The 22,185-nt window shown below is 63.2% G+C and carries 20 protein-coding genes; 10 read left to right on the forward strand and 10 right to left on the reverse strand.

All coding sequences use genetic code 11. The features are described from left to right. Positions 1-80 precede the first annotated feature (80 nt). The 4 genes from ftsZ (at position 81) to recN (ending at position 6,075) form a co-directional block, all read left to right on the forward strand. Entirely contained in the window at positions 81-1,889 is a 1,809-nt protein-coding gene (gene ftsZ / locus KMZ29_RS07295; protein WP_215623085.1) for a cell division protein FtsZ, read from the forward strand. A 348-nt stretch (positions 1,890-2,237) separates the two neighbouring features. Beyond that, complete coding sequence (lpxC, locus tag KMZ29_RS07300; RefSeq protein ID WP_215623086.1) at positions 2,238-3,197, forward strand: UDP-3-O-acyl-N-acetylglucosamine deacetylase; 960 nt, start codon at positions 2,238-2,240, stop codon at positions 3,195-3,197. 267 nt (positions 3,198-3,464) lie between these two features. After that, complete coding sequence (locus tag KMZ29_RS07305; protein WP_215623087.1) at positions 3,465-4,373, forward strand: outer membrane protein assembly factor BamD; 909 nt, start codon at positions 3,465-3,467, stop codon at positions 4,371-4,373. Positions 4,374-4,386: 13 nt separating this feature from the next. Continuing rightward, on the forward strand, positions 4,387-6,075 hold the full coding sequence (gene recN / locus KMZ29_RS07310) for a DNA repair protein RecN (protein ID WP_215623088.1): 1,689 nt from the start codon (positions 4,387-4,389) through the stop codon (positions 6,073-6,075). A 114-nt stretch (positions 6,076-6,189) separates the two neighbouring features. Here the strand turns inward: recN and KMZ29_RS07315 are convergent, their stop codons facing one another. Beyond that, a complete protein-coding gene (locus KMZ29_RS07315) occupies positions 6,190-6,477 on the reverse strand; it encodes a GIY-YIG nuclease family protein (protein ID WP_215623089.1) in 288 nt (95 codons plus the stop codon). Between the two features lie 240 nt (positions 6,478-6,717). Between KMZ29_RS07315 and ligA the strand changes: the two genes are divergently transcribed. Then, positions 6,718-8,865, forward strand: coding sequence for an NAD-dependent DNA ligase LigA (gene ligA / locus KMZ29_RS07320; protein WP_215623090.1), 2,148 nt, complete (start codon positions 6,718-6,720; stop codon positions 8,863-8,865). A gap of 217 nt (positions 8,866-9,082) precedes the next feature. Here ligA and KMZ29_RS07325 read toward each other — a convergent pair whose 3' ends face one another. Together KMZ29_RS07325 and KMZ29_RS07330 are read right to left on the reverse strand one after the other, a co-directional pair. Further along, positions 9,083-10,363, reverse strand: a complete 1,281-nt coding sequence (locus tag KMZ29_RS07325) for a multidrug effflux MFS transporter (protein ID WP_215623091.1) — start codon at positions 10,361-10,363, stop codon at positions 9,083-9,085. 193 nt (positions 10,364-10,556) lie between these two features. Beyond that, on the reverse strand, positions 10,557-12,386 hold the full coding sequence (locus KMZ29_RS07330) for an aminopeptidase P family protein (RefSeq protein ID WP_215623092.1): 1,830 nt from the start codon (positions 12,384-12,386) through the stop codon (positions 10,557-10,559). Positions 12,387-12,578: 192 nt separating this feature from the next. On the opposite strand from KMZ29_RS07330, the gene KMZ29_RS07335 reads away from it, so the two are divergent. Further along, positions 12,579-12,764 (forward strand): hypothetical protein, encoded by a 186-nt coding sequence (locus KMZ29_RS07335; RefSeq protein WP_215623093.1) that lies wholly within the window; start codon positions 12,579-12,581, stop codon positions 12,762-12,764. Between the two features lie 4 nt (positions 12,765-12,768). Here the strand turns inward: KMZ29_RS07335 and KMZ29_RS07340 are convergent, their stop codons facing one another. Next, on the reverse strand, positions 12,769-13,659 hold the full coding sequence (locus tag KMZ29_RS07340) for a 50S ribosomal protein L11 methyltransferase (protein ID WP_215623094.1): 891 nt from the start codon (positions 13,657-13,659) through the stop codon (positions 12,769-12,771). 165 nt (positions 13,660-13,824) lie between these two features. Here KMZ29_RS07340 and KMZ29_RS07345 point away from each other — a divergent pair, with 165 nt between their 5' ends. After that, the gene (locus KMZ29_RS07345) at positions 13,825-14,061 is read left to right on the forward strand and encodes a hypothetical protein (RefSeq protein ID WP_215623095.1); all 237 of its coding nucleotides are present in this window, start codon (positions 13,825-13,827) and stop codon (positions 14,059-14,061) included. 46 nt (positions 14,062-14,107) lie between these two features. Beyond that, entirely contained in the window at positions 14,108-14,467 is a 360-nt protein-coding gene (locus KMZ29_RS07350) for a hypothetical protein (RefSeq protein ID WP_215623096.1), read from the forward strand. Between the two features lie 161 nt (positions 14,468-14,628). Here the strand turns inward: KMZ29_RS07350 and KMZ29_RS07355 are convergent, their stop codons facing one another. Further along, a complete protein-coding gene (locus tag KMZ29_RS07355) occupies positions 14,629-14,994 on the reverse strand; it encodes a hypothetical protein (protein WP_215623097.1) in 366 nt (121 codons plus the stop codon). A gap of 322 nt (positions 14,995-15,316) precedes the next feature. Here KMZ29_RS07355 and KMZ29_RS07360 point away from each other — a divergent pair, with 322 nt between their 5' ends. Further along, entirely contained in the window at positions 15,317-15,547 is a 231-nt protein-coding gene (locus tag KMZ29_RS07360; protein WP_215623098.1) for an RNA-binding protein, read from the forward strand. Here the strand turns inward: KMZ29_RS07360 and KMZ29_RS07365 are convergent. Then, positions 15,544-16,749, reverse strand: a complete 1,206-nt coding sequence (locus tag KMZ29_RS07365; protein WP_215623099.1) for a helix-turn-helix domain-containing protein — start codon at positions 16,747-16,749, stop codon at positions 15,544-15,546. The genes KMZ29_RS07360 and KMZ29_RS07365 overlap by 4 nt on opposite strands. A gap of 33 nt (positions 16,750-16,782) precedes the next feature. Beyond that, positions 16,783-17,604 (reverse strand): hypothetical protein, encoded by an 822-nt coding sequence (locus KMZ29_RS07370; protein WP_215623100.1) that lies wholly within the window; start codon positions 17,602-17,604, stop codon positions 16,783-16,785. Here KMZ29_RS07370 and KMZ29_RS07375 point away from each other — a divergent pair. Then, complete coding sequence (locus KMZ29_RS07375) at positions 17,603-18,484, forward strand: IS1 family transposase (RefSeq protein WP_215623101.1); 882 nt, start codon at positions 17,603-17,605, stop codon at positions 18,482-18,484. The two genes, KMZ29_RS07370 and KMZ29_RS07375, sit on opposite strands and share 2 nt — an antisense overlap. 97 nt (positions 18,485-18,581) lie before the next feature. Here the strand turns inward: KMZ29_RS07375 and KMZ29_RS07380 are convergent, their stop codons facing one another. From KMZ29_RS07380 to KMZ29_RS07390, 3 genes are all read right to left on the reverse strand, one after another. Continuing rightward, positions 18,582-18,965 (reverse strand): protease inhibitor I42 family protein, encoded by a 384-nt coding sequence (locus KMZ29_RS07380; RefSeq protein WP_215623102.1) that lies wholly within the window; start codon positions 18,963-18,965, stop codon positions 18,582-18,584. Beyond that, positions 18,962-20,584, reverse strand: coding sequence for a phytoene desaturase family protein (locus KMZ29_RS07385; protein WP_215623103.1), 1,623 nt, complete (start codon positions 20,582-20,584; stop codon positions 18,962-18,964). The genes KMZ29_RS07380 and KMZ29_RS07385 overlap by 4 nt, the downstream gene beginning before the upstream one ends. A 269-nt stretch (positions 20,585-20,853) precedes the next feature. After that, on the reverse strand, positions 20,854-22,170 hold the full coding sequence (locus KMZ29_RS07390) for an ISNCY family transposase (protein WP_215620016.1): 1,317 nt from the start codon (positions 22,168-22,170) through the stop codon (positions 20,854-20,856). Positions 22,171-22,185 lie beyond the last annotated feature (15 nt).

The raw sequence follows: 22,185 nt of genomic DNA on the forward strand, positions 1-22,185 counted from the left end.
CCGCACCCTTCGGCTTTCACCAACTCCCGCGGCCGCCGGCCGGGGCGAACCAACGCGCGCGTCGTAATCGAGAGGCAACCATGGCACTCAATCTTACCCCCCCTGACATCAGCGAGCTGAAACCGCGGATCACCGTCTTCGGCGTCGGTGGAGCTGGCGGCAATGCCGTCAACAACATGATCACCGCCGGGCTTCAGGGTGTCGATTTCGTCGTCGCCAACACAGATGCGCAGGCGCTCACCATGTCGAAGGCGCAGCGCATCATCCAGATGGGCACCCAGGTCACCCAGGGCTTAGGGGCCGGTTCGCAGCCGGATGTCGGCGCGGCCGCGGCCCAGGAAGTCCTCGACGAAATCCGCGACCATCTCACCGGCGCCAACATGGTGTTCGTCACCGCCGGCATGGGCGGCGGCACCGGCACCGGGGCCGCCCCCGTCATCGCCAAGACCGCGCGCGAGATGGGCATCCTCACCGTCGGCGTGGTGACCAAGCCGTTCCACTTCGAGGGCCAGCGCCGCATGCGCACCGCGGAGTCCGGTATCGCCGAACTCCACAAGGTGGTCGATACGCTCTTGATCATCCCGAACCAGAACCTGTTCCGGGTCGCCAACGAAAAGACCACCTTCGCCGACGCCTTCGCGATGGCCGACCAGGTGCTCTATTCGGGCGTCGCCTGCATTACCGACCTGATGGTCAAGGAAGGCCTGATCAACCTCGACTTCGCCGACGTTCGCGCCGTGATGCGCGAAATGGGCAAGGCGATGATGGGCACCGGCGAAGCCTCCGGCGACAAGCGCGCCCTGACCGCGGCCGAGGCCGCGATCGCCAATCCGCTGATCGACGACTCCTCGATGAAGGGCGCCCGGGGGCTGCTGATCTCGATCACCGGCGGCAAGGACCTGACCCTGTTCGAGGTCGACGAAGCCGCCACCCGGATTCGCGAGGAAGTCGACCAGGACGCCAACATCATCGTCGGCGCCACCTTCGACGAGAGCCTCGACGGCATCATCCGCGTCTCCGTGGTTGCCACCGGCATCGAGCAGGCGATGATCGCGCGCAACGCCACGGCGCCGGCCGCGACCGTCACCCATGCGGCGGCGCCGGCTACCCCGGCCGCCACCACCCCGGACACCCGCCTTGCCGACCTGACGGCCCGGCTGCGCGCCGACAATGCGCGTATGGCCGAGCGCGCCCAGAAGCTAGAATCCGCCAGCCCGGCGCCGGCGGTTCCTGCCGCGCCGCAACAGCGCGCCTCCAACAGCGTCGAACGCGCGGCACTGGCGGCCATCGCCGCGGCGGTCGCCCCGGAAGTGCCGCAGCCGGTTGCCGCGCCGCTGCAGCCGGCGAACTACGGCGACGTCACGGTTCGCCCGATCGCGCAGAAGCCGACATTGTTCCCGGATCACGAGGTCGCGCGCGTCGAGCCCCCGGAGCCGGCGACGCCCGAAACCTTCATCCCGCAGGCGGCCGAGCGTCCGCCGGTTCGCGCCCCCAGGATGCCGAAGTTCGAAGACCTGCCGATGCCCGCGCAGAACGAGATCCGGCAGGCCCGCGGCGAAGTCGAGGAGGAGCATCCGCAAAAGACCCGGATGTCGCTGCTGCAGCGCCTGGCCAATGTCGGCCTCGGCCGCCGCGACGAAGAGACCGAGCCGCCGATCGCGGCCCGCGCCTCCGGTCCCTCCATGGCGCCGATGCCGCCGCTGCCGGATCGCAAGCCCCAACGCTCGGTGGCGCAGCAGATCGCGGCCCACGAGCCGGTATCCGAATATGCCCGCCGCCCGGCGCCCCAGGGATTGGACGTTCACGGCCGCCCGGCGCCTGTTGCGGCAGCGCCACAGGGCGATGATCATTTGGATATCCCGGCCTTCCTGCGCCGCCAGTCGAACTGAAGTTTGTTACAATTCTGACGACGAAAAAGGTCCCGGCCGCGCAGGCCGGGACCTTTGCTTTTGTGCGGGGAAGGTCAAAAGCGCCTCCGCCAAGCAACTGATATTCAATGATTAATTATGTATTTCGTGGTGAGGTGATGGGGCAGAAATCGTCACCGGCCGTGCCGCAATTTGGTTAAGCTTTGGCATGAATACGGCAGAGATGGGGTAACAATCGGTAAAAAAGCGTGAGTTGGCGCTCATTCAGGCAGTGATTATTGTCTGCCGTGACTTGGGGATACCTAAAGACGAATCGGCGCGTTCAATCGAGTCAGAGTCTTTAAGTAAGTCGGTAGTGGGCAGTTAAGAATGAAATTCAGCCGGCAAACAACGCTTCGGTCGCAAGCCACCGTGACGGGCGTCGGCGTTCATTCCGGTTTACCCGTCAACCTGACCCTCGGACCTGCACCCATCGATGCAGGTTTTATTTTTGTCCGCAGCGGACTGGATGGTTGCGACCGCGAAGTTCAGGCATCAGCCGAATCCGTGATCGCCACCGAATTCGCCACCACGCTGGGCGACCGTGAAGGCCCACTGGTCTCGACCGCCGAGCACGTGCTTGCTGCGCTGCGCGGCATGGGCGTCGATAACGCCGTGATCGAAGTCGACGGTCCCGAGGTTCCGATCATGGACGGCAGCGCCGCAGCTTTCGTCGCCGCGATCGATCAGGCCGGTATTTTTACCCAATCCGCTTCGCGCCGCTTCATCCAGGTCTTGAAGCCGGTGCAGGTCACGATCGGCAAATCGTTCGGTGAATTGCGCCCCCATGCGGCCGGGTTCCGCGCCGAGGTCGAGATCGACTTCGCCAATCCGGTGATCGGCCGTCAGAGCTACATGCTCGATCTCAGCCCCGAACGGTTCCGCCGCGAGATTTGCCGCGCCCGTACCTTCGGCTGCATGAGCGACGTGGCGAAGCTGTGGAGCGCCGGGTTTGCACTCGGCGCGTCCTTCGAGAATTCGGTGGTATTCGACGATGAGCGCCTGCTCAACGCCGAGGGGCTGCGTTACAGCGACGAATGTGCGCGCCACAAGGTCCTCGACGCGGTCGGCGATCTCGCGCTGGCCGGGCTGCCGCTGCTCGGCGCCTATCGTTCGGTGCGCGGCGGCCACAAGCTCAATCACGCCGTGCTGACCGCCCTGATGGCCGATCGCAGCGCCTGGCGGGTGATCGAGGCCGAAACCGCCCGCCGTACACGGGCTTACGCGGAAGTCGGCAGCGGAATGGTGGGCGGCATGGTCGCCCCGGCCTACGGCCCCGACGTTTCCTGACTTTCCCCTAACCGCCTTTCCCCTGACCGCTTTGCGGGTCGGCGCGGTCCTGTTCCCGATTTTCCGCAGTAACCATGATCGGCCGCAATCCGGCCCGGCCGCCTTAATCCGGGCGAAATGCCTGCGTATTCGGTTGGTTAACGGATGTTTTTCAGCTAAATAGGCCCGCGGTTGCGCGACAGGCGCTACGGGCACGGCGATCATTGCGTCCATGACCACGTTCATGGCGTGGCGGGCACCGCATCACAGGCGTCAGGTCTTAATTCTATGTCGGCACAGCGTATGACGCTCGAACTACGCAGACTATCGGCTCGTTCGGTCCTCGCGCGCCGCGGGCGGCAGTTGCTGATGGCCGCGGGCCTGGTGGCGCTGGCGATTCCCCTGAGCGGATGCGGTACCGGCGCGTTGTGGGACAAATTCCTCGCCAAGGACGACACCTTCGTCGAAGAACCGGCGGACAAGCTCTACAATGAGGGCTTGTACCTCATGAACCAGCGCAAGGATCCGAAGGCGGCGTCGAAGAAGTTCGAGGAAGTCGACCGTCAGCATCCTTACTCCGACTGGGCGCGCAAATCGCTGCTGATGTCGGCCTACTCGTTTTACAACGCCGGCGACTACGACAGCTGTATCGGCGCCGCGACACGCTACGTCACGTTGCATCCCGGCAGCTCCGATGCCGCCTACGCGCAATATCTGATCGCGGCCTCGCATTACGACCAGATTCCGGACATTTCCCGCGACCAGACCCGAACCGAGAAGGCGATTGCCGCGCTCGAGGAAGTGATCCGCAAATATCCGACGTCGGAATACGCCAACAGCGCCAAGGCCAAGCTCGAAGGCGCCCGCGATCAGCTGGCCGGCAAGGAAATGAATGTCGGCCGCTATTACATGCAAAAGCGCGACTACACCGCCGCCATCAACCGCTTCAAGACGGTCGTGACCCAGTACCAGACCACGCGGCATGTCGAGGAAGCGCTGGCGCGCCTGACCGAGGCCTATATGGCGATCGGCATCGTCGGCGAGGCGCAAACCGCCGCCGCCGTGCTTGGCCACAACTTTCCTGACAGCCGCTGGTACAAGGACGCCTATAATCTTGTAAAGTCCGGCGGTCTCGAGCCGAGCGAGAACAAGGGTTCCTATATTTCCAGGGCCTTCAAGAAACTGGGTCTCGGCTAGGAATTTACCTCGCATGCTGGCGCGTCTGTCGATCCGTGACATCGTCCTGATCGAACGGCTCGATATCGAGTTTTCCCGTGGCCTTGCGGTGCTGACCGGCGAAACCGGCGCGGGCAAATCCATCCTGCTCGATGCCTTTGCGCTGGCGCTCGGCGGCCGCGGCGACGCCGGCTTGGTCCGTCACGGCGCAGAACAAGGCCAGGTCACCGCGGTGTTCGATGTCCCCAAGGGCCATCCGGCCGCGGCCATCCTCAGCGACAACGGGCTCGAGGACACGGTTTCTGAGGATTCGTGCGAGATGATCCTGCGCCGGGTGCAGCTCGCCGACGGCCGCACCCGCGCCTTCATCAACGATCAGGCGATCAGCGTGCAGACCCTGAAGGCGGTCGGCTCCGCGCTGGTCGAAATTCACGGCCAGCACGACGAGCGCGCGCTGGTCGATGCCTCGACCCACCGGCGGCTGCTCGACGCCTTCGCCGGGCTGGAGAAGGACGTCACGGCGCTGGAGGCGCTGTGGGACGCCAGGCGCGTCGCCTGTGCCACGCTCGACGAGCATCGCGCCGGCATGGAGCGCGCCGCCCGCGAGGCGGACTATCTGCGCCATGCCTCCGATGAATTGATGAAGCTGAAGCCGAAGGACGGCGAAGAAACGGCGCTTGCCGAACGCCGCACCACGATGATGCAGGGCGAGAAGATCGCCTCCGACCTGCGCGAGGCCCAGGACGCCGTCAGCGGCCATCATTCGCCGGTTTCGGCACTGTCGGCGGCGGTGCGCCGGCTGGAGCGCCGGGCCGGCAATGCGCCGGCTTTGGTTGAGCCCGCCGTGAAGGCGATCGATGCCGCCATCAACGCTCTGGAAGAAGCCGACCAGCATCTGACGGCGGCGCTGGTCGCGGCCGATTTCGATCCTGCCGAACTCGAGCGAATCGAGGAACGGCTGTTCGCCCTGCGCGCCGCCTCGCGCAAATATTCGACGCCGGTCGACGGCCTCGCCGCGCTGGCCGCGAAATACGCCGCCGACGTGGCGCTGATCGATGCCGGCGCCGATCAATTGAAAAAGCTGGAGGCGGCGGCCGACGAAGCCGACAAGCGCTATGGCGCTGCAGCTACAAAACTCTCAGCCGCGCGGACAAAGTCGGCCGAGAAGCTCAACAAGGCGGTCAATGCCGAACTCGCGCCGCTGAAGCTGGAACGCGCCAGGTTCATGACGCAGATCGATTCGGATCCGAAGTCGCCGGGTCCGCAGGGATTCGATCGTGTCGAGTTCTGGGTCCAGACCAATCCCGGCACCAAGCCGGGACCGCTGATGAAGGTCGCCTCCGGCGGCGAGCTGTCGCGGTTCCTGCTGGCGCTCAAGGTGGTGCTGTCGGACAAGGGGTCGGCGCCCACTTTGGTGTTCGACGAAATCGATACCGGCGTCGGCGGCGCGGTGGCGGATGCGATCGGCGCGCGGCTGGCGCGGCTCGCCGGCAAGGTGCAGGTGATGGCGGTGACCCACGCGCCGCAGGTTGCCGCAAGGGCCAACCAGCATCTTTTGATTTCCAAGGACGCGCTCGACAAGGGCAAGCGCGTCGCCACCCGCGTCAATGCGCTCGCCGCCGATCACCGCCGCGAGGAAATCGCCCGCATGCTGGCGGGCGCCGAGATCACCGCCGAGGCCCGCGCCGCCGCCGAGCGGCTGCTGCGCGCGGCAACGGCGTGATTCCTGCCGTCATTCCGGGGCGATGCGAAGCATCGAACCCGGAATCTCGAGATTCCCCGGTGCGCAATTGCGCACCTGAGGTCTGGTCCTTCGGACCATCCCGGAATGACGAGCTCAAATACAGATCGATTCATACAAATCGTTCCACTGCGGATTTTGCGCTTCGATCAACTGGGTCTTCCAGGCCCGCTTCCACTTCTTCAGCTCTTTCTCGCGCGAGATTGCTGAGATCGGATCGTCGTAGATTTCGAACCACACCAGCCGTGTGATATTGTATTTGGAAGTAAAGCCAGGGACGGTTCTGGTCCGATGTTCGTAGATCCGGCGCACAATATCGTTCGTCACGCCAATGTAGGTCGCTCCATCTCTCCGACTCGCCAGGATATAGACGTAGTAAGCCATGATTGTTGCTCATAACTTCACTGACCGATTCATTCCGGGGCGCGCAGAGCGCGAACCCGGAATCTCGAGATTCCCCGATGTGCAGTGCACATCTGAGGTCTGGTCCTTCGGACCATCCCGGAATGACTTCCGTGTGTCGCGTCATTCCGAGGCGCGTCAAAGACGCGACCCCGGAATCTCGAGATTCCGGATATGGTCCTGCGGACCATTCCGGAATGACAACCCGTTAGCTTCATCATGATGGCAAAATCAAAAAAAGTCAGCCCCGCCGACGTCGCAAGCCTCACCAAGGCGCAGGCCAGGGTCGAGCACAAGCGGCTGGCGCTGGAGATCGAGCGCCACGACCAGGCCTACTATCAGGAAGACGCGCCTGTCATCTCGGACGCCAAATACGATGCGCTGCGCAAGCGCTTCAACGCCATTGAGGCGAGGTTTCCTGAACTCGTCACCGGCGAATCGCCGTCGCAGAAGATTGGCGCGGCGCCGTCAGGGAAATTCAAGAAGGTTCGGCATGCGGTGCCGATGCTCTCCCTCGACAACGCTTTTGCCGAGGAGGACGTGCTCGACTTCGTCGGCCGCATCCGCCGCTTCCTCAAGCTCGACGACGGCGACCGCATCGACTTCAGCGCCGAGCCGAAGATCGACGGGCTGTCGATGTCGCTGCGCTATGAGGGCGGCGAACTCGTCACCGCCGCCACCCGCGGCGACGGCGCGGAAGGCGAGGACGTCACCGCCAATATCCGCACGCTCAAGGACGTGCCGCAGAAACTGAAGGGCCGCAACGTGCCGGATATCTGCGAGGTGCGCGGCGAGGTCTATATGACCAAGCAGGCGTTCCTCGCGCTCAACAAGAAGCAGATGGCGGCTGGAGAAGCCCCATTCGCCAATCCGCGCAATTCGGCGGCGGGCTCGTTGCGCCAGAAAGATTCGTCCATCACCGCCTCGCGGCCGCTCGGCTTCTTCGCCTATGCCTGGGGGCAGATGGCGGAGATGCCGGCGGAGACGCAAACCGCCATGATCGAATGGTTCGAGCGCTGCGGCTTCAGGACCAATCCACTGACCAAACTGTGCCACTCGGTCGAGCAGCTGATCGCGTTTCACCGCAAGATCGAGGAACAGCGCGCTAGGCTGGATTACGATATCGACGGCGTCGTCTACAAGGTGGACCGGATCGACTGGCAGGAGCGGCTCGGCTTCGTGTCGCGCACGCCGCGCTGGGGGATCGCGCACAAATTCCCGGCCGAGCGCGCCATGACCTTGCTCCGTGATATCGAGATCCAGGTCGGGCGTACCGGGTCATTCACGCCGGTCGGCAAGCTCGAGCCGGTCGGCGTCGGCGGCGTCATCGTGCAGAACGTCACGCTGCACAATGAGGACTACATCAGGGGCATCGGCGGCGACGGCGAGCCATTGCGCGAGGGCCGCGACATCCGGATCGGCGATACCGTCATCATCCAGCGCGCCGGCGACGTCATCCCGCAGGTGGTGGACGTGGTGCTCGACAAGCGGCCGCGAGGCGCCAAGGAGTTTCATTTTCCGAAGAAATGCCCGTGCCCGCTGCATACCGACGTGGTGCGCGAGGAGACCGCGACCGGCGAGGAGGGGGCCCGCGCCCGCTGCACCGGCGAGTTCGCCTGTCCCTACCAGAAGATCGAGCACCTGAAACTGTTCGCCTCGCGCCGCGCCTTCGACATCGAGGGACTCGGCGAGAAGCAGATCCAGTTCTTCTTCGAGCAGGAATGGGTGAAGGAGCCGGCCGATATCTTCACGCTGCAGGCGCGCAACGCCAAACTCAAGCTGGAGGAAATCGAAGGCTACGGCGAGACCTCGGTGCGCAATCTGTTCGCCGCGATCGAGGAGCGGCGGCGGATTTCGCTCGAGCGCTTCATCTTTGCGCTCGGCATGCGCCATGTCGGCGAGACCACGGCGCTGGCGCTGGCGCGCGGCTACGGCTCATGGAAGGCGTTTCACGACGCCTGCCTCAAGGTCGCCAGGGACGACGAGGAGGCGATCGCCGAGATGGATGCGCTCGACCAGATCGGCGAAACCGTGATCGCCAGCATCAAGGCCTATTTCGGCGAGAGCCATAACCGCGGCATCGTCGAGCGGCTGACCAAAGAAGTCACTATCCTCGACGCCGAAAAGCCGAAGAGCAAATCGGCGATCGCCGGCAAGACCGTGGTGTTCACCGGCGCGCTGGAAAAGATGACGCGCGACGAAGCCAAGGCCATGGCCGAGCGGCTGGGGGCCAAGGCGGCAGGTTCGGTGTCGAAGAAGACCGATTACGTGGTCGCCGGTCCCGGCGCCGGCTCGAAGCTGGCGGAAGCCAAGAAGCACGGCGTCGAGGTGCTGACCGAGGACGAGTGGCTGAAAATGGTCGGGCAGTGAGGGCGGCGCGGCACACCCAGTCGTCATCACCCGCCACCGGGTCTCGCCTCCGGCGAGCCCGATGACAGGCTCCAGCGGGTGACCCAGTATTCCAGAGACGTTAGCGCTGGAACCGAGGAGCCGCGGCGTACTATATCTAGTGCCGGGACGCGTGCCGCCGGTCCAGCCATTCTTTGCATGGGGTCGTTTTCGCGTTTTTTTGTTTGCGCTTGCACCCCTACAGCATCCCCGACTCTTCCTCTTCCGCCTTCTCGATCAGTTCCTCGCTGACCACCACGTCGCGGCGGGGAATCAGGAAGACCATCGTCGAGGCGCAGGCGATCGACAGCACGACGATGGCGATATTGAGCGGCACCGGCGTGGCAAAATGGCCGCCGAGCCAGGCGCCGAATTGCGAGACCAGCGAGCCGAGCCCCATCTGCAGGAATCCCATTGCGCCCGATGCGGTGCCGGCGGCCTCCGGGCGGATGCTGATGGCGCCGGCCGCCGAGTTCGACATCACGAAGGCATTGGCGAACATCACGATCATCTGGGTGCCGAACAGCCAAGACGGCGCCTGATTGAGTCCGGTGACGCCCCAGACGAGGTTGAGCAGGCTGCCGGCCAGTTGCAGCGCCAGCCCGAACCAGATCAGTTTTTCCAGCTGGTGGCGCGGCGAAAACCGCGCGGAAAACAGATTGCCGACCAGGAACGCCAGGCCCGTGGTCGCGAACCACGCGCCATATTCGGCGCTGGAGCGTCCCATCTGCGTGACCACGATATAGGGGCCGCCGCCGGCAAAGATGAAGATGATCTGCGAGGCCAGCACTTGGCACAGCATATAGCCGATGAAGGCGCGGCTGGTGAGGAGGCTGCCGACATCGCCGCGAAATCCGCCGGCCTCGATGCGATCGCGCCGGGTTTCCGGCAGCGCGATGGCGATGGCGACCGTAATGACGAGCGAGGCGGCGGTGATGAGATAGAAGATGGCGCGCCAGCCGAAGGCGATCTCCAAAAGGCCGCCGGTGAGCGGGCTCAGCATCTGCGCGATCATCATGACGGCGACCACCAGGCTGATCATGGCGCCGACGCGGTCGCGGCTGTAGAGGTCGCGGATGATGGCGCGGCTCACCACCATGCCGGTGGCGCCGCCGAGCGCCTGCAGGAAGCGCGCCGCGATCAGTTGCGGCAAAGTTTCGGCGAAGATGCAGGCCGCGCTCGCCGCCACCATCAGGCCGAGGCCAGCCAGCAGCACCGGGCGGCGTCCGAACTTGTCCGACAGCGGCCCCATGATGATCTGCGAGCAGGCTATGCCGACCATGTAGAGCGACACCGTCATCTGCGCGATGGAGATATCGCGCCCGAAAGTGGTGGCCAGCACCGGCAGTGCCGGAACCAGCATATAGAGCGAGATGGGCGCGACGCCGGTCATGGCGACGAGCAGCAGCAGCGTGATCCTGGACGTCGCGACGCCGCCGTCGGTTGCCGCTCCGGGCGGCTTGCCCATCACTCCGTGCATGCTGGTCCAATTCCGATCGTGTCAATCGGACTGTAGCGTCATCCCTCAGCGGGAATATGCCCGTTTCGGAATAAGGCTATTCCGTTTTCGCCGAGGCGGAGATGATCTGTCATTCCGGGGCGATGCGAAGCATCGAACCCGGAATCTCGAGATTCCGGGTTCGCGTCTTCAACGCGCCCCGGAATGACGGCCGCTACACCCCCAGCGGCGCGGTCGCTGCATCCAGCCACACCTTGGTGGCCTCGTCGACATGCGGCCGCACCTCGCGGCGCACCCTCGCGTGATAGTCGTTGAGCCAGCCCAGTTCCTTCCTGCTGATCATCTTCAGGTCGATCAATCGCCGGTCGATCGGCGCCAGCGTCAGCGTCTCGAAGGCATTGACCGGCTTCTCCGCGCCTTCAATGTCGGCGGCGACCACCAGTTCGAGATTCTCGATCCGGATGCCGAAGCCGTCGGTCTTGTAGTAGCCGGGCTCGTTGGACAGGATCATGCCGCGCTTCAGCGGCGTGGTGCCGAGTTTCGAGATCCGCGCCGGACCTTCGTGTACGGAAAGATAGCTGCCGACGCCGTGGCCGGTGCCGTGCTCGAAATCGATGCCGGCCTGCCAAAGGAACTGCCGCGCCAGCGTGTCGAGCTGCGCGCCGGTGGTGCCGTCGGGAAATACCGCGCGCGCAATCGCAATATGGCCGCGCAGCACACGGGTGAAGCGGTCGCGCATTTCGTCCGTCGGCTCGCCGATCGCGATGGTGCGGGTGACGTCGGTGGTGCCGTCCTCGTACTGCGCGCCGGAATCGATCAGCAGCAAGTCGCCCGGCGAGATCCGCCGGTTGGTCTTGCGGGTGACGCGGTAATGCACGATGGCGCCGTTCGGACCGGTGCCGGCGATGGTCGGGAACGAGACGTCCTTCAGCGCGCCGGTGTCGCGGCGGAAGGTCTCCAGCGCCTCGACGGTGTCGATTTCGGTCAGCGCACCCTTCGGCGCTTCGCGGTCGATCCAGGCGAGGAACCGCGTCAGCGCCACCGCGTCGCGCCGGTGCGCGGTTCGCGTGCCCTCGATCTCGGTCGAATTCTTGACCGCCTTGAGCAGGCTGACCGGATCGCTGCCGCGCACCGGCTTGCCGCCGGCGGCCGTTATCAGCCGGCTCAGCGCGTCGGCGGCGGTGGCGCTGTCGAGCGCGATCGAGGCATGCGCTTGCGCCAGCGCGGTGAGCCTCGGCGCCAGCGCATCCGGCTCCTCGACATCGGCCGACTGTTCGAGATGATCGCGGGCGCTGTTGGACAGCTTGCGGTGGTCGATGAACACCGTGGGCCGGCCGTCCTTTGGCACCAGCGCATAGGACAGGGGCAGCGGCGTGTGCGAGACGTCGGCGCCGCGGATATTGAAGGTCCAGGCCACCGCGTGCGAATCCGACAGCACCAGCGCGTCGGCGCCCAGACGCACGATCTCGAGGCGAATCCGCTTCAGCTTTTCGGCTTCCGCTTCGCCGGAAAATTGCGGGCCGTGTATGGCGACCGGGCCGAGCGGCGGGGGCGGGCGCTCGGTCCACACCGAATCGAGCGGGTTGCTGTCGACCGCGACCAGTTCCGCGCCGGCCCGGGCGCAGGCCCCGGCCAGCCGTTCGGCTGCCGCCGAAGTGTGCAGCCACGGGTCAAATCCGAGGCGGTCGCCGGCGGCAAGATGCTGCGCCAGCCAGCTTTCCGGCGGCGGATCGGCCAGCGGCTCGACCTGCCAGGCCCTGGTATCGACCTGTTTCGCCGCCTGCAGCGTGTAGCGGCCGTCGACGAACACCGCGGCCTGCCGGGTCAGCACGACAGCCATGCCGGCGGATCCGGTAAAGCCGGTCAGCCAGGCCAGCCGCTCCTCCGAGGGCGCGACATATTCGTTCTGTTGCTGATCGGCGCGGGGAATCACGAATCCGGTCAGCTTGCGCCGCGCCAGCTCCTCGCGAAACGCCGACAGCCGCGCCGTCAGCGCCACGCCGGCTTCGGGGTCTTCGAATGTCTGGAAGTGGGCTTCGAACATGGCGTGGTCACCTTAGGATTGCGGAGAGGCCTCCGCAATCTGATCCAAATCAACCCCGATTTGGCATGGAATGTGCTTAAATTATGTGCTCGCGTCAGACGGGATGGAATGATTTGCTCTCACGGACAGTTGTTCCAACGATATCGGGGGGAATTCCAGGAGTGTTTCAACTCAACGACGAGGGGATACACAATGCCTGCCTTTACGTTTGAGAAGATTTCGCCCCCGGTTCGCCGCGGCCCGATTCCATCCATCGAAAAGAAGCAACGGGGTGTCATCGTCCAGATTCTGGATCGCTTCGTCGAGGCGCGTGTCAAGCGGACCTCGCGCGATGAAAAGGACGTGATCGCCCGCAGCCGGCACCGGCCATCGGATTGAGCCCTTACCCTGCTTTGCGCATCAGCAGGCTGCTCCAGCCCTCGATGTTGAGTTGACGCACCAATACCAGCCCGCGTGCGCGATAGGCGGCAACGACGCCGCTGGCCTGAGGCGGCAGCAGCCCTGAGAGAATGACCAGCGCCGATGGTGCGAGATGCCGCGCCATCGGCGTTGCCATTTGCCGCAACGGATTGGCGAGAATATTCGCCAGCACCAGATCGAACGGCCCGCGCTGTGCGAATTGCGGCGCCGAAAACCCGGTCGCCCGGATCGTCTCCACCAGGTCGCCTGACCCGTTGAGCCGGGCGTTCTCCGCGGCCACGCGCACCGACAGCGGATCGATGTCGCTCGCCAGCACATTGATTTGCAGCGCCTTCGCCGCCGCGATGGCGAGCACGCCGGTGCCGGTGCCGAGATCGAGCACGCGCCGCGGACGCCAGGCCTTCAACACCTCGTCGAGCAGCAACAGGCAGCCGCGGGTGGTGCCGTGATGGCCGGTGCCGAACGCCAGCGCCGCCTCGATCTCGATGCCGAGCTTGTTGGCCGGCACCTTGGCGCGGTCATGGTGGCCGTGCACGATGAAGCGGCCGGCGCGGACCGGGACCAGTTCCTCCAGCGTCGCCTTGACCCAGTCCTTGGCCTCGACCGTGTCGAAGGCGATATCCCCCGCGACCTCGTCGCCGGCGGCGAGACGGACCAGTTCGCGGATCGAGGCCTGGTCCGGCGGCTCGGCGAAATGCACGGTGATGTCCCAGCGCCCGCCGGCGCCCTCGAACGCGGCAATCGCCGCCTGGCCCTCGAAAAAGCTTTCGGTCAGGAGGTCGACCACGCGCTTGGCGGTCTGTTCGCTGCCGATCGCGAAGCTGGCGCGGGTGGTGGCGGGGGTGAGGGTCATAAGGGATCCGGGTGGGATATGGGCGGCGGAGGCGCGTGTTCTAGGCTGTCGGTACCAAACACGGGGGCTGTCCGGTAGTGTTTCGGCTTGAATTTCCTCACTCTGGCCGCCGGACTTCTGCCGCTTGCTTTGCTATGCTCAACCAGAGAGCGAAAGGGAGCGGCCATGGCGGCAATCAATCGTGAATTTTACCGGAGCTGGCGTGGACCTGCCCCGGCCGATCAGGATACGTGGAGTCTGGTGTTCGACGAGGCGACCCGGCGCTTGCTGGTGCGTCACGAATGGCAGGCTTCGAGGCACAGCGGCTGCGACGAGTTCGAGGTCGCGGAATTCCTGAAGCAGACGGGGCCCGCGCAAACGGCTCTGATCGACTGCCTATTTCTGGTCCATGCGGACGCCTGAAGGAGCAAAGGGCGCAGAGCGCTCCAGCTTGGGGAGATGTTCCAACATGATCTTAATCCGCCTCGATTCCAAACCGAATCCGAAGCCAGACGAATATCCCGATGATCACCGACAAGTTGAGTATGGCGTAGAGCAGATTACCGACTCCCTTCCCGAGGCTTCCAGGGTGAAGGTGGCTTTCCCGCGCTTTGGTCGGGGGGAGCAAAAACGGAGCGACTTCGCTGTAGAAATGAATTGGGTCGATGTTCAGGGCTATGTTCGAGAATTTATCGAAATGGGGCACCCGGATGCATTGCATCTGCAACGTCTCATCAGACTCGCCGAGAAGATCGAAAATGCTGGCTGGTTTCCTGATGATCCGCCAACCGAAGATTTTTGGGATATTGTGCCACCAAATTCAAACTGAGACACTACCGAGCATCCACAGAGCTACGTCGAACAGACAGGGATTGTCCACAAACCGGGAGGCCGGGTCTGCACAGCAAATCCACCGGTTTTCCCAGGCACTCACCCACCGCTTTTCCACAGCCTGTCCACGGGCTTTTCAACCGGCTATCCGGTAGTGTCTCAGTTTGAAATTCTGGCGAAAATGAGCACTAAATTGATCAGGCCACAAAGTACCGGTAGAAATAATCCGACATTCCGACCGGTGAGCTTCCCCTGCGATTTTTCTGGTAACAGGTGAGCAATCTTGGCGCGGAAATGACCGATGTATTGGGTGGTGCGTAGAAGAATTACGCAAGCTGCGCTCATGACCAGAACGCCTATAAAGGCGGCCCAATGGGCGGTTCTGGGATGACCGGCCGTCATTAGGGAATACCAACTAGCTGTGATCCCGAGTTCGGCGACGGGGACCAGAGCGACTAGCTTTAAGAATAGGTCTGACTGTTTGACCCAGAGATCAGCGTATAGCTTGTCCTCATCTGCCGCCATTTGCCCCTCCTTGCCTTGCGAAGCTTACCGCTAAGCATTAGCATATTCGTGTCTTAGCGGAAAGCAGGAGGCGCTGTGGCCTACCACGTCAAAGTCATCCCGCCGAGCGGTCGGGCGCGAATCCATGATGCAGGGTGCAAGTTCTGCAACGCCGGACAAGGCATGGAGAATCAGGACAAGGGGACTGGGCCGACTTATTGGCACCCGCCGTATCCCGCGCCGGGCTTTCGGACCATTGCCGAGGCGCAGGGGTATGTTGATGGCTTGAGTTCGCGCTACGTAGACACTGGGAAATGCCCTTACTGCATGAAGGAGCAGGTCGATGCCGCGCGGCCCTAAAGGTGAAAAGCGCCCAGCCGACGCCATCGGCAACGCCGTCATGATCGCCAAGATCGCGACCGGCGAGATTGAGGACATCACCACCGATGACGGCAAGAACGCTGCCGCCGTGGCGCTGGGGCGCATGGGCGGCAAAGCGCGGGCTGCCGGGATGACGGCCAAGAAGAGGTCAGAGATCGCCAAGAAGGCCGCCGAGAAGCGCTGGAAACGCTAATTTGGTTTTCGCAGTGGGATGACATCTGCGCTGGTGCCAGTCCCGTCCCTTGTTTTCAGCTTCGGTTCAAACGGCACCACTGTAGCTGGGTCGGCAAAGTAATGCGGCTGCAAACAAGCAAGCTGTTCGACATCGTGTCCAGCCAAACAAATATCGGACAACAGAAGATCAGTTTTGGACCTGACTTTTGCCTGAACGATCATTTCAACAGAGCGCTTGAGTAGCCGGGGCTCCTCCACCGGAGTTTCGTTCGGCAAATCCAATGGCTCTCTCTTATGCCATCCTCGGGTTGCCCGATATTGCCAAAGCCGTTGCGCGGCGGCATCACTCAGCATTTCTAGCTGATGGGCGCGCTTAATCATCGCCCCGACGGATACCATCCACTTGGGCTTCAGCGCCAAAAGACCATCAAGCGATAGAGAGAAAATGTCTGCGGAGAATGAGCGATGCGGCAAAAGAAACGCGCTGGCGAGATACTTTGCTTGGTCTTCGATCAGATGGAAGTTTTCGGCTAGCTCTGCCTCCGAAACACCCCTATGCAAAATCAAATGGCAAAGCTCGTGGGCAAGGTCCATCTGCCGCCTAAATGCCGTGTATTTATCGCCAGCCAGCAAAATGTAAGGCCGATGATCGGCGCGCGACCAATTGCCCTGACCGTCAATCTTGGTGGACCCTACCGAATCGACACCAACAACCGTTCCGGCATTCTCAGCGACCAAGATGGCGTTCTTTATCGGAGCTTCGCCCAGGTTCCAATGCTTCCGCATTGCCTCAGCAAGCTTCTCTAAGTCTGCGTGTTCCAGCCGCTTGTAGTCGCCATCCGAAAGCAACTGCGGAAAACGAACTTCGGGAAAATCCAGTGTTCGCTGTAGCGTAAGAGAAATGTGCTGAAGCCAGCGAACCCTAGCCTTCTCCCTCGTCCGGATACGCGCAGTTGCGTTTGCCAGTGATCGGAAAAAAATTGCATCGTCGCCGTAGTCAGGCATAGGCAGCCGGAAGTAGCCGGTCGGAACTTCCATAAGCCCGGCCAATTGTTCAAGCGCTGCTGGCTCAGGTGCCTGCTCTCCACGCTCCCAATTAGAGATTGTCGAATTCGATCGATTTAAAGATTTGGCAACGCCAGTTTGCGTCAATCCACGCGCCTCCCGAACCTCGGTCAGGCGCTCCTTGATGAAAAATTCCTTGGTGGTAGCTCGGCTCATTCTCCGCCCGCTCTTCTTGGTTGTTTTTAATTCTTAAGATGGCTCGTCTTCGCCAAAGCCTTTTTTGTCTCCGGGAATTTTGAATGTCGGCCAAGAAACATCGGGAACCGAATCTTCGCCAGCTCGCGAACCGGCACCGCGATCAACACGCTCCTGTAACATGGCGTGAAGTCGGTGCAGAGGTATCCAAGCAATCCAGCGATTGAGTGATGGCGTGGGAATAGCAAGCGCCAACTCGGCCGGTGACGAGGGGTCGCGCATCGCCGCCACCGTGATCAAGCACCCGAAGTAGGCTAAGTCAGTTACCGGTTTTGGCTTGTCGTCAAACAGGGTCGTCTGCGGATCAAGGGCACTGTTAGGTTGACTCAGTAGCTTCTTCGACATGGTCGCGCGCGGAAATGCCTTGGGTTTTTGAACCGTAGCGCTCACCAGCGCAAATCTGCCGACGCGCGCCACGGTAAAGACCCCGCCGGGCGGCTGCGTCTTAAGCGGAATTGCGCCAGCCCCGGCGCTTCTTGCGGCTTGGGCTAGAGCTGCTTCACCAAGATGGTACCGAAGCTGACCTCGGATTTGAGGGAGGTGGCCGTCCGACGCCGCGCGCGCCTCTGCATCTCGGGCTGCATCTGCCCATGATGAATTCCGACGCTCGTCCCATGCCAGCATCATGTTGCGCGCTCGCTCAGCATTCCGGTCGGTAAGCAGGTCTAATGCGATCTCTTCTGGATCCATCCTAAGCCCCAAAAATTGACCTTTCGTTAAGATGAAAAATGGAGCAAAATCTTTCGGATTGCAAGGGCTGATTTGGCTGAAAATAGTGCTTGGCGCTAAGTATAAAAGTTCAGATAGTCGGGGCATGAACAAGTTGCCCCTAGAAACCCGCGTTCAAATCCTCTCCATGCTCTGCGAGGGGTCATCCATGCGTTCGGTCTCCCGAGTGACTGGCGTTTCGATCAACACGGTTTCCAAGCTGCTAATCGATGCTGGCAACGCCTGCGCCGCCTTCCACGATTTGACGGTCCGCAACGTCCCCTCCAAGGCAGTCCAGTGCGATGAAATTTGGTCGTTCAGCTACGCCAAGCAAAAGAACGTCAAGTTCGCCAAGGCTGCCCCTGAGGCCGCTGGCGACGTGTGGACGTGGACGGCGCTTGATGCCGACTCCAAGCTGATCGTTTCCTGGCACGTTGGCGACCGCAGCCAGCACACCGGCATTTCGTTCATGGGCGATTTGAAGGCCCGCCTTGCCAACCGCGTCCAACTCACCACGGACGGCCACAAGGCTTACCTCAAGGCCGTGGCGGTCGTGGACTTCGACGCGGACTACGCGATGCTGAACAAGATATTCGCGACGGACTACGCTGGCGCGGGCCGCTACAGCCCGCCCAAGTGCATCGGTGCGGTGAAGCAAACCATCATGGGCAACCCGGACCCGGACCTTGTAAACACGTCCTTTGCCGAGCGCCAGAACCTCACCATGCGCATGTCAATGCGCCGGTTCACCCGTCTGACGAATGCGTTCTCCAAGAAATTCGAGAACCATTGTCACGCGCTGGCGCTCTATTTCGTGTTCTACAATTTCTGCCGGGTCCACAAGACGCTTGGCGCAACGCCCGCGATGGCTGCGGGACTTGTGGATAAGGTTCTGAAAATGGCGGACGTGGTTGGCATGATCGACGCGCGGGAAACCGTTGCGGTTCGTGGACCTTACAAGAAAAAGACCGCTGAAATTTCAAACTGAGACACTACCCGATTTGCACAGCCGATGCACCGGCCACTCCACAGGGCCATCAACAGCTTTTCCACAGCTTACCCACGGGCTTTTCCCCATCAGCCATTCACCGCGCGACAGCCTGGACCGTCACCTGATGCTGGCGGACGGGGGTTGCTTCCCAGGACCTCTGGTAGACGAAGGTGACGCTCGCGCTGCCGGCGCTGGTGGCCGCGATGCTCCAGCGATGAATGCCGGGTGCGCCGAGCAGGCGCTTGCCGTCCGCATTTTGCAAGAATCCGCGGTCGTTGATGCGCAGGATCGAGGCGTTGACGCCCGCCTTGGCATCGATCGTCCACTGGTATCCGGTCGACGGATTCTCCTCGAGCTCGATGGCGGCTTCCTGACCGACCGCCAGCTGGAGCGTCTGGTCGGCGGCATATGCTTCAGTACCTGCCGCCGTCAGTATCGCTGCGGCCAGCAACAGGCATGCTAGTGGGGCACGCATCATCGTCTGCTCCCGTTCGTCTGCGCGAACAGCGCCCGGTGATCCCCGAGGATCACCCGTGCGGCGTTGTGGCCGGGGGCGCCGGTGACGCCGCCGCCGGGATGGGCGCCGCTGCCGCAATGGTAGAGGCCCTTCAGCGGCCCGCGATAGTCGGCATGGCCGAGCATCGGCCGCGCCGAGAACAATTGATTGAGCGTCAGCGCGCCATGAAAAATGTCGCCGCCGAGCAGCCCGAACTGGCGCTCCAGATCGAGCGGCGACAGCATCTGCCGTCCGATCACGCTTGCGGCAAAACCCGGCGCGTATTTGTCGACCGTTGCGATCATGAGGTCGGCGACCTCCTCGCGATGGTCGTCCCACGACTTGCCGCCGGGCAATTCCGGCGCGACGTGCTGGCAGAACAGGCTGGCGACATGCTGGCCGGGCGGGCACAGCGTGTCGTCCAAGGTCGAGGGGATCAGGACCTCGACCACCGGCTCGCGGCTCCAGCCATGTGCGCGGGCGTCCTGCCAGGCGCGATCCATATAGCCGAGGCTGGGGGCGAGGATGATGCCGGCCGTTAGGTGATCGCCTTCGCCCGGCAGCGCGGTGAACGAGGGCAGCGCATTGAGCGCGACGTTGATCCGGAAGGTGCCGGAGCCGTTGCGCCAGTGCTGAATGCGGTTGAGAAACGCCGCCGGTAGCGCGTCTGCCGGAACGAGGCGCGTGTACAGCAGCTTCGGATTGACGCCGGAGGCGACGTATTTCGCGCGGATGGTCTCGCCATTGTCGAGGATCACGCCGATCGCGCGGTCGCGCTCGACGATCACCTCGCGCACGCCGGCCTCGGTTTCGATCCCGGCGCCATGGCCGCGCGCCGCCTTCGCCATCGCCTGCGTGATCGCGCCCATGCCGCCGATGGCGTGGCCCCAGACGCCCTTCTTGCCGTTCACCTCGCCGAAGGCGTGGTGCAGCATCACATAGGCCGAACCCGCCGCGTAGGGGCTGGCGTAATTGCCGACGATGGCGTCGAAGCCGTAGAGCGCCTTGACCAGGTCGTTCTCGAAGGCGTCGTCCAGCATGTCGCCGGCCGAGCGCGTGAACAGGTCGAGCAGGGAGCGCTGCTGCTCCAGTGAAAGCCGGCGCAGGATGTTGGCGGTGCCCAGCGCATTGAAGGCCTCGCGGATTGCCCCGATGCCGAATCCCTCGACGAGGTTCGGCGGCGCGCGCAACACGAAGGCGCGCAGCACGTCGGCAATGGTTTCGAGTTCGCGGTTGAACGCATCGATGCGCCCGGCGTCACGCTCGCTGAGTTTTGCCACGGACGCGTGGGTGCGGCCCTCGCCGGTCAGCAGATAGCTGCCGTCGGGGGCGGGCAGGAAATTCTGCGCGCGGCGTTCGACGATCCGCAGGCCGTGATCGGCCAGTTTCAGGTCCGAGATGATCTGCGGGTTGAGCAGGCTGACGGTGTAGGCCGCGACCGAATTGCGGAACCCCGGATGGAATTCCTCCGTCACCGCAGCGCCGCCGACCACCTTGCGGCGTTCGACGACCTTCACCCGCAAGCCGGCCATCGCCAGATAGGCGGCGCAGGTGAGGCCGTTATGTCCAGCCCCGATGATGACGACGTCGGTTTCGTTCATGTCCGCTTCAGGAATTATCTGCCTTGTCATTCCGGGGCGATGCGAAGCATCGAACCCGGAATCTCGGGATTCCGGGTCTGGTCCTTCGGACCATCCCGGAATGACGTTTCCAATCATTAGCGAAGATGTGAATGTCAGCACAGCGCCAAATAGGTTCCTGCGTCTGTCCGTAGCGGGTGAAGTTGTCGTATTTTTGTAGCTCGTGATCTGTCGCCTTCGTTATTGAGTTTCGGAGGAGCCGGAAGGCGTGGACGGTTCCGCCGGTTTGGTCATGCCATGGATATTGGTGGCAGGTTAGCCCCTCGGGTTGGTTTCTTTGTTTGACTTGAAGCCCGTTTCTCCGCCCCGACCCGCGCTATCTCGACGGCGGCGCGCGCAGGAGCGGTCAAGGACGCGCACTTGCGCGCCCGTAAGGGCTTGTCCTTGACGGCTCCGAGCACGCTGCCAGGCTGAGGCGCGTCGGGGCTGATCTGCTGTCCATCGGCGGCAAACCTCGCCAATCGGTGCGGGCCAAGGAACACGCCCACGGTGCCATCGGGATACCCGTGAACCCGCACCACGGCCTTGACGAAGTGGGGCCTGAGCCGGCTCTCCGGCAACTGCAGCCGCCGGCCGCTCCATGCGATCGTGTTGTCGTTGGCGACGGTTCGCTCTTCGATCACGCACAGCGCTTCGCGCCAGGCCTCGTGCCGGTCGGCTACGAACGCCGTGCCTTGCTGTTCGGCCACGATCGCAAACGCCGCATTATGCTCGGCGATGTAATGCGCCTTCAACCACGCATTGGCGGCCTCGACCGTCCTGATCCCGGCGAGCCGCAGATCCTTCGGCAGCCGGCCCTGCAGCGTGCCGAACACCCGCTCTGAACGCCCGCGCGCCTGCGGCGAATAGGCCGCGATATGCTCGATCCCAAGATGCGATAAAGCCCGTCCCACCTGGGTTTGTTGCGTCTTCGAGACCTTCGCGCCGGCCTTCGGGGTGTAGAAGTAATGGCTGCCGCGATCGGTGTAGAGCGCGCAGAACAGACCACGCTCGCCAATCACCTCGCCCAAGGCCCGGAACGTCGACGCCGTCCCTTCTTCCTCGACCAGCAGCATCGAGTAGATCTCGCTCGTCGCATCGTCCATCGTGACGATCAGGTCCATCGCCGGCAGACCTTCGATCCAGACGTGGCGCGACCCGTCCTGGTGAAGCAGCATGCCCCGAAGCGGCCGGCGCGGACGCTTCTTGCGGTGCGCCGAACGCTTCGGCGCCTTCTGCACCAAGCCCGCAGCATGCAAGGCCAGCTTCGTCACCGTGTAGCCCAGCACATAGCCATGTCGCTTTTGCAGCTGCTCGTGGAAGTGCTTCACCGTGAAATCGGCGTACTTGTCCCGGAACAGCCCCAGCATCCGCTCCAGCTCTTCCTCCGGCGCACGCCTCGGTGATCGCCGGCCCATGCGCCGGTCGACCAGCCCGTCATCGCCCTCCGCCTCAAAGCGTTCCGCCCAACGTTGGAACGTCCGCACGTTGATCCCCAGAAGCTCAGACGCCGCCTCCTGCGTCAGCTCCTTCGCCTCAGTCCGATCCAGCAAACTCGAAAACCGCATCCGTCGTACACCCTC

The sequence above is a fragment of the Bradyrhizobium sediminis genome (genome assembly GCF_018736085.1).
Classification (GTDB): domain Bacteria; phylum Pseudomonadota; class Alphaproteobacteria; order Rhizobiales; family Xanthobacteraceae; genus Bradyrhizobium; species Bradyrhizobium sediminis.

What these genes read in the sequence shown, in the direction of transcription:
- KMZ29_RS07335 (WP_215623093.1), top strand. Translation starts at nt 12,579, where the DNA reads ATGCCTGCCTTTACGTTTGAGAAGATTTCGCCCCCGGTTCGCCGCGGC.
- lpxC (WP_215623086.1), top strand. Translation starts at nt 2,238, where the DNA reads ATGAAATTCAGCCGGCAAACAACGCTTCGGTCGCAAGCCACCGTGACG.
- KMZ29_RS07325 (WP_215623091.1), bottom strand. Translation starts at nt 10,363, where the DNA reads ATGCACGGAGTGATGGGCAAGCCGCCCGGAGCGGCAACCGACGGCGGC.
- KMZ29_RS07365 (WP_215623099.1), bottom strand. Translation starts at nt 16,749, where the DNA reads ATGAGCCGAGCTACCACCAAGGAATTTTTCATCAAGGAGCGCCTGACC.
- ligA (WP_215623090.1), top strand. Translation starts at nt 6,718, where the DNA reads ATGGCAAAATCAAAAAAAGTCAGCCCCGCCGACGTCGCAAGCCTCACC.
- KMZ29_RS07380 (WP_215623102.1), bottom strand. Translation starts at nt 18,965, where the DNA reads ATGATGCGTGCCCCACTAGCATGCCTGTTGCTGGCCGCAGCGATACTG.
- KMZ29_RS07340 (WP_215623094.1), bottom strand. Translation starts at nt 13,659, where the DNA reads ATGACCCTCACCCCCGCCACCACCCGCGCCAGCTTCGCGATCGGCAGC.
- KMZ29_RS07345 (WP_215623095.1), top strand. Translation starts at nt 13,825, where the DNA reads ATGGCGGCAATCAATCGTGAATTTTACCGGAGCTGGCGTGGACCTGCC.
- KMZ29_RS07390 (WP_215620016.1), bottom strand. Translation starts at nt 22,170, where the DNA reads ATGCGGTTTTCGAGTTTGCTGGATCGGACTGAGGCGAAGGAGCTGACG.
- KMZ29_RS07360 (WP_215623098.1), top strand. Translation starts at nt 15,317, where the DNA reads ATGCCGCGCGGCCCTAAAGGTGAAAAGCGCCCAGCCGACGCCATCGGC.
- KMZ29_RS07330 (WP_215623092.1), bottom strand. Translation starts at nt 12,386, where the DNA reads ATGTTCGAAGCCCACTTCCAGACATTCGAAGACCCCGAAGCCGGCGTG.
- recN (WP_215623088.1), top strand. Translation starts at nt 4,387, where the DNA reads ATGCTGGCGCGTCTGTCGATCCGTGACATCGTCCTGATCGAACGGCTC.
- KMZ29_RS07375 (WP_215623101.1), top strand. Translation starts at nt 17,603, where the DNA reads ATGAACAAGTTGCCCCTAGAAACCCGCGTTCAAATCCTCTCCATGCTC.
- KMZ29_RS07370 (WP_215623100.1), bottom strand. Translation starts at nt 17,604, where the DNA reads ATGCCCCGACTATCTGAACTTTTATACTTAGCGCCAAGCACTATTTTC.
- KMZ29_RS07350 (WP_215623096.1), top strand. Translation starts at nt 14,108, where the DNA reads ATGATCTTAATCCGCCTCGATTCCAAACCGAATCCGAAGCCAGACGAA.
- KMZ29_RS07385 (WP_215623103.1), bottom strand. Translation starts at nt 20,584, where the DNA reads ATGAACGAAACCGACGTCGTCATCATCGGGGCTGGACATAACGGCCTC.
- KMZ29_RS07355 (WP_215623097.1), bottom strand. Translation starts at nt 14,994, where the DNA reads ATGGCGGCAGATGAGGACAAGCTATACGCTGATCTCTGGGTCAAACAG.
- KMZ29_RS07305 (WP_215623087.1), top strand. Translation starts at nt 3,465, where the DNA reads ATGTCGGCACAGCGTATGACGCTCGAACTACGCAGACTATCGGCTCGT.
- KMZ29_RS07315 (WP_215623089.1), bottom strand. Translation starts at nt 6,477, where the DNA reads ATGGCTTACTACGTCTATATCCTGGCGAGTCGGAGAGATGGAGCGACC.
- ftsZ (WP_215623085.1), top strand. Translation starts at nt 81, where the DNA reads ATGGCACTCAATCTTACCCCCCCTGACATCAGCGAGCTGAAACCGCGG.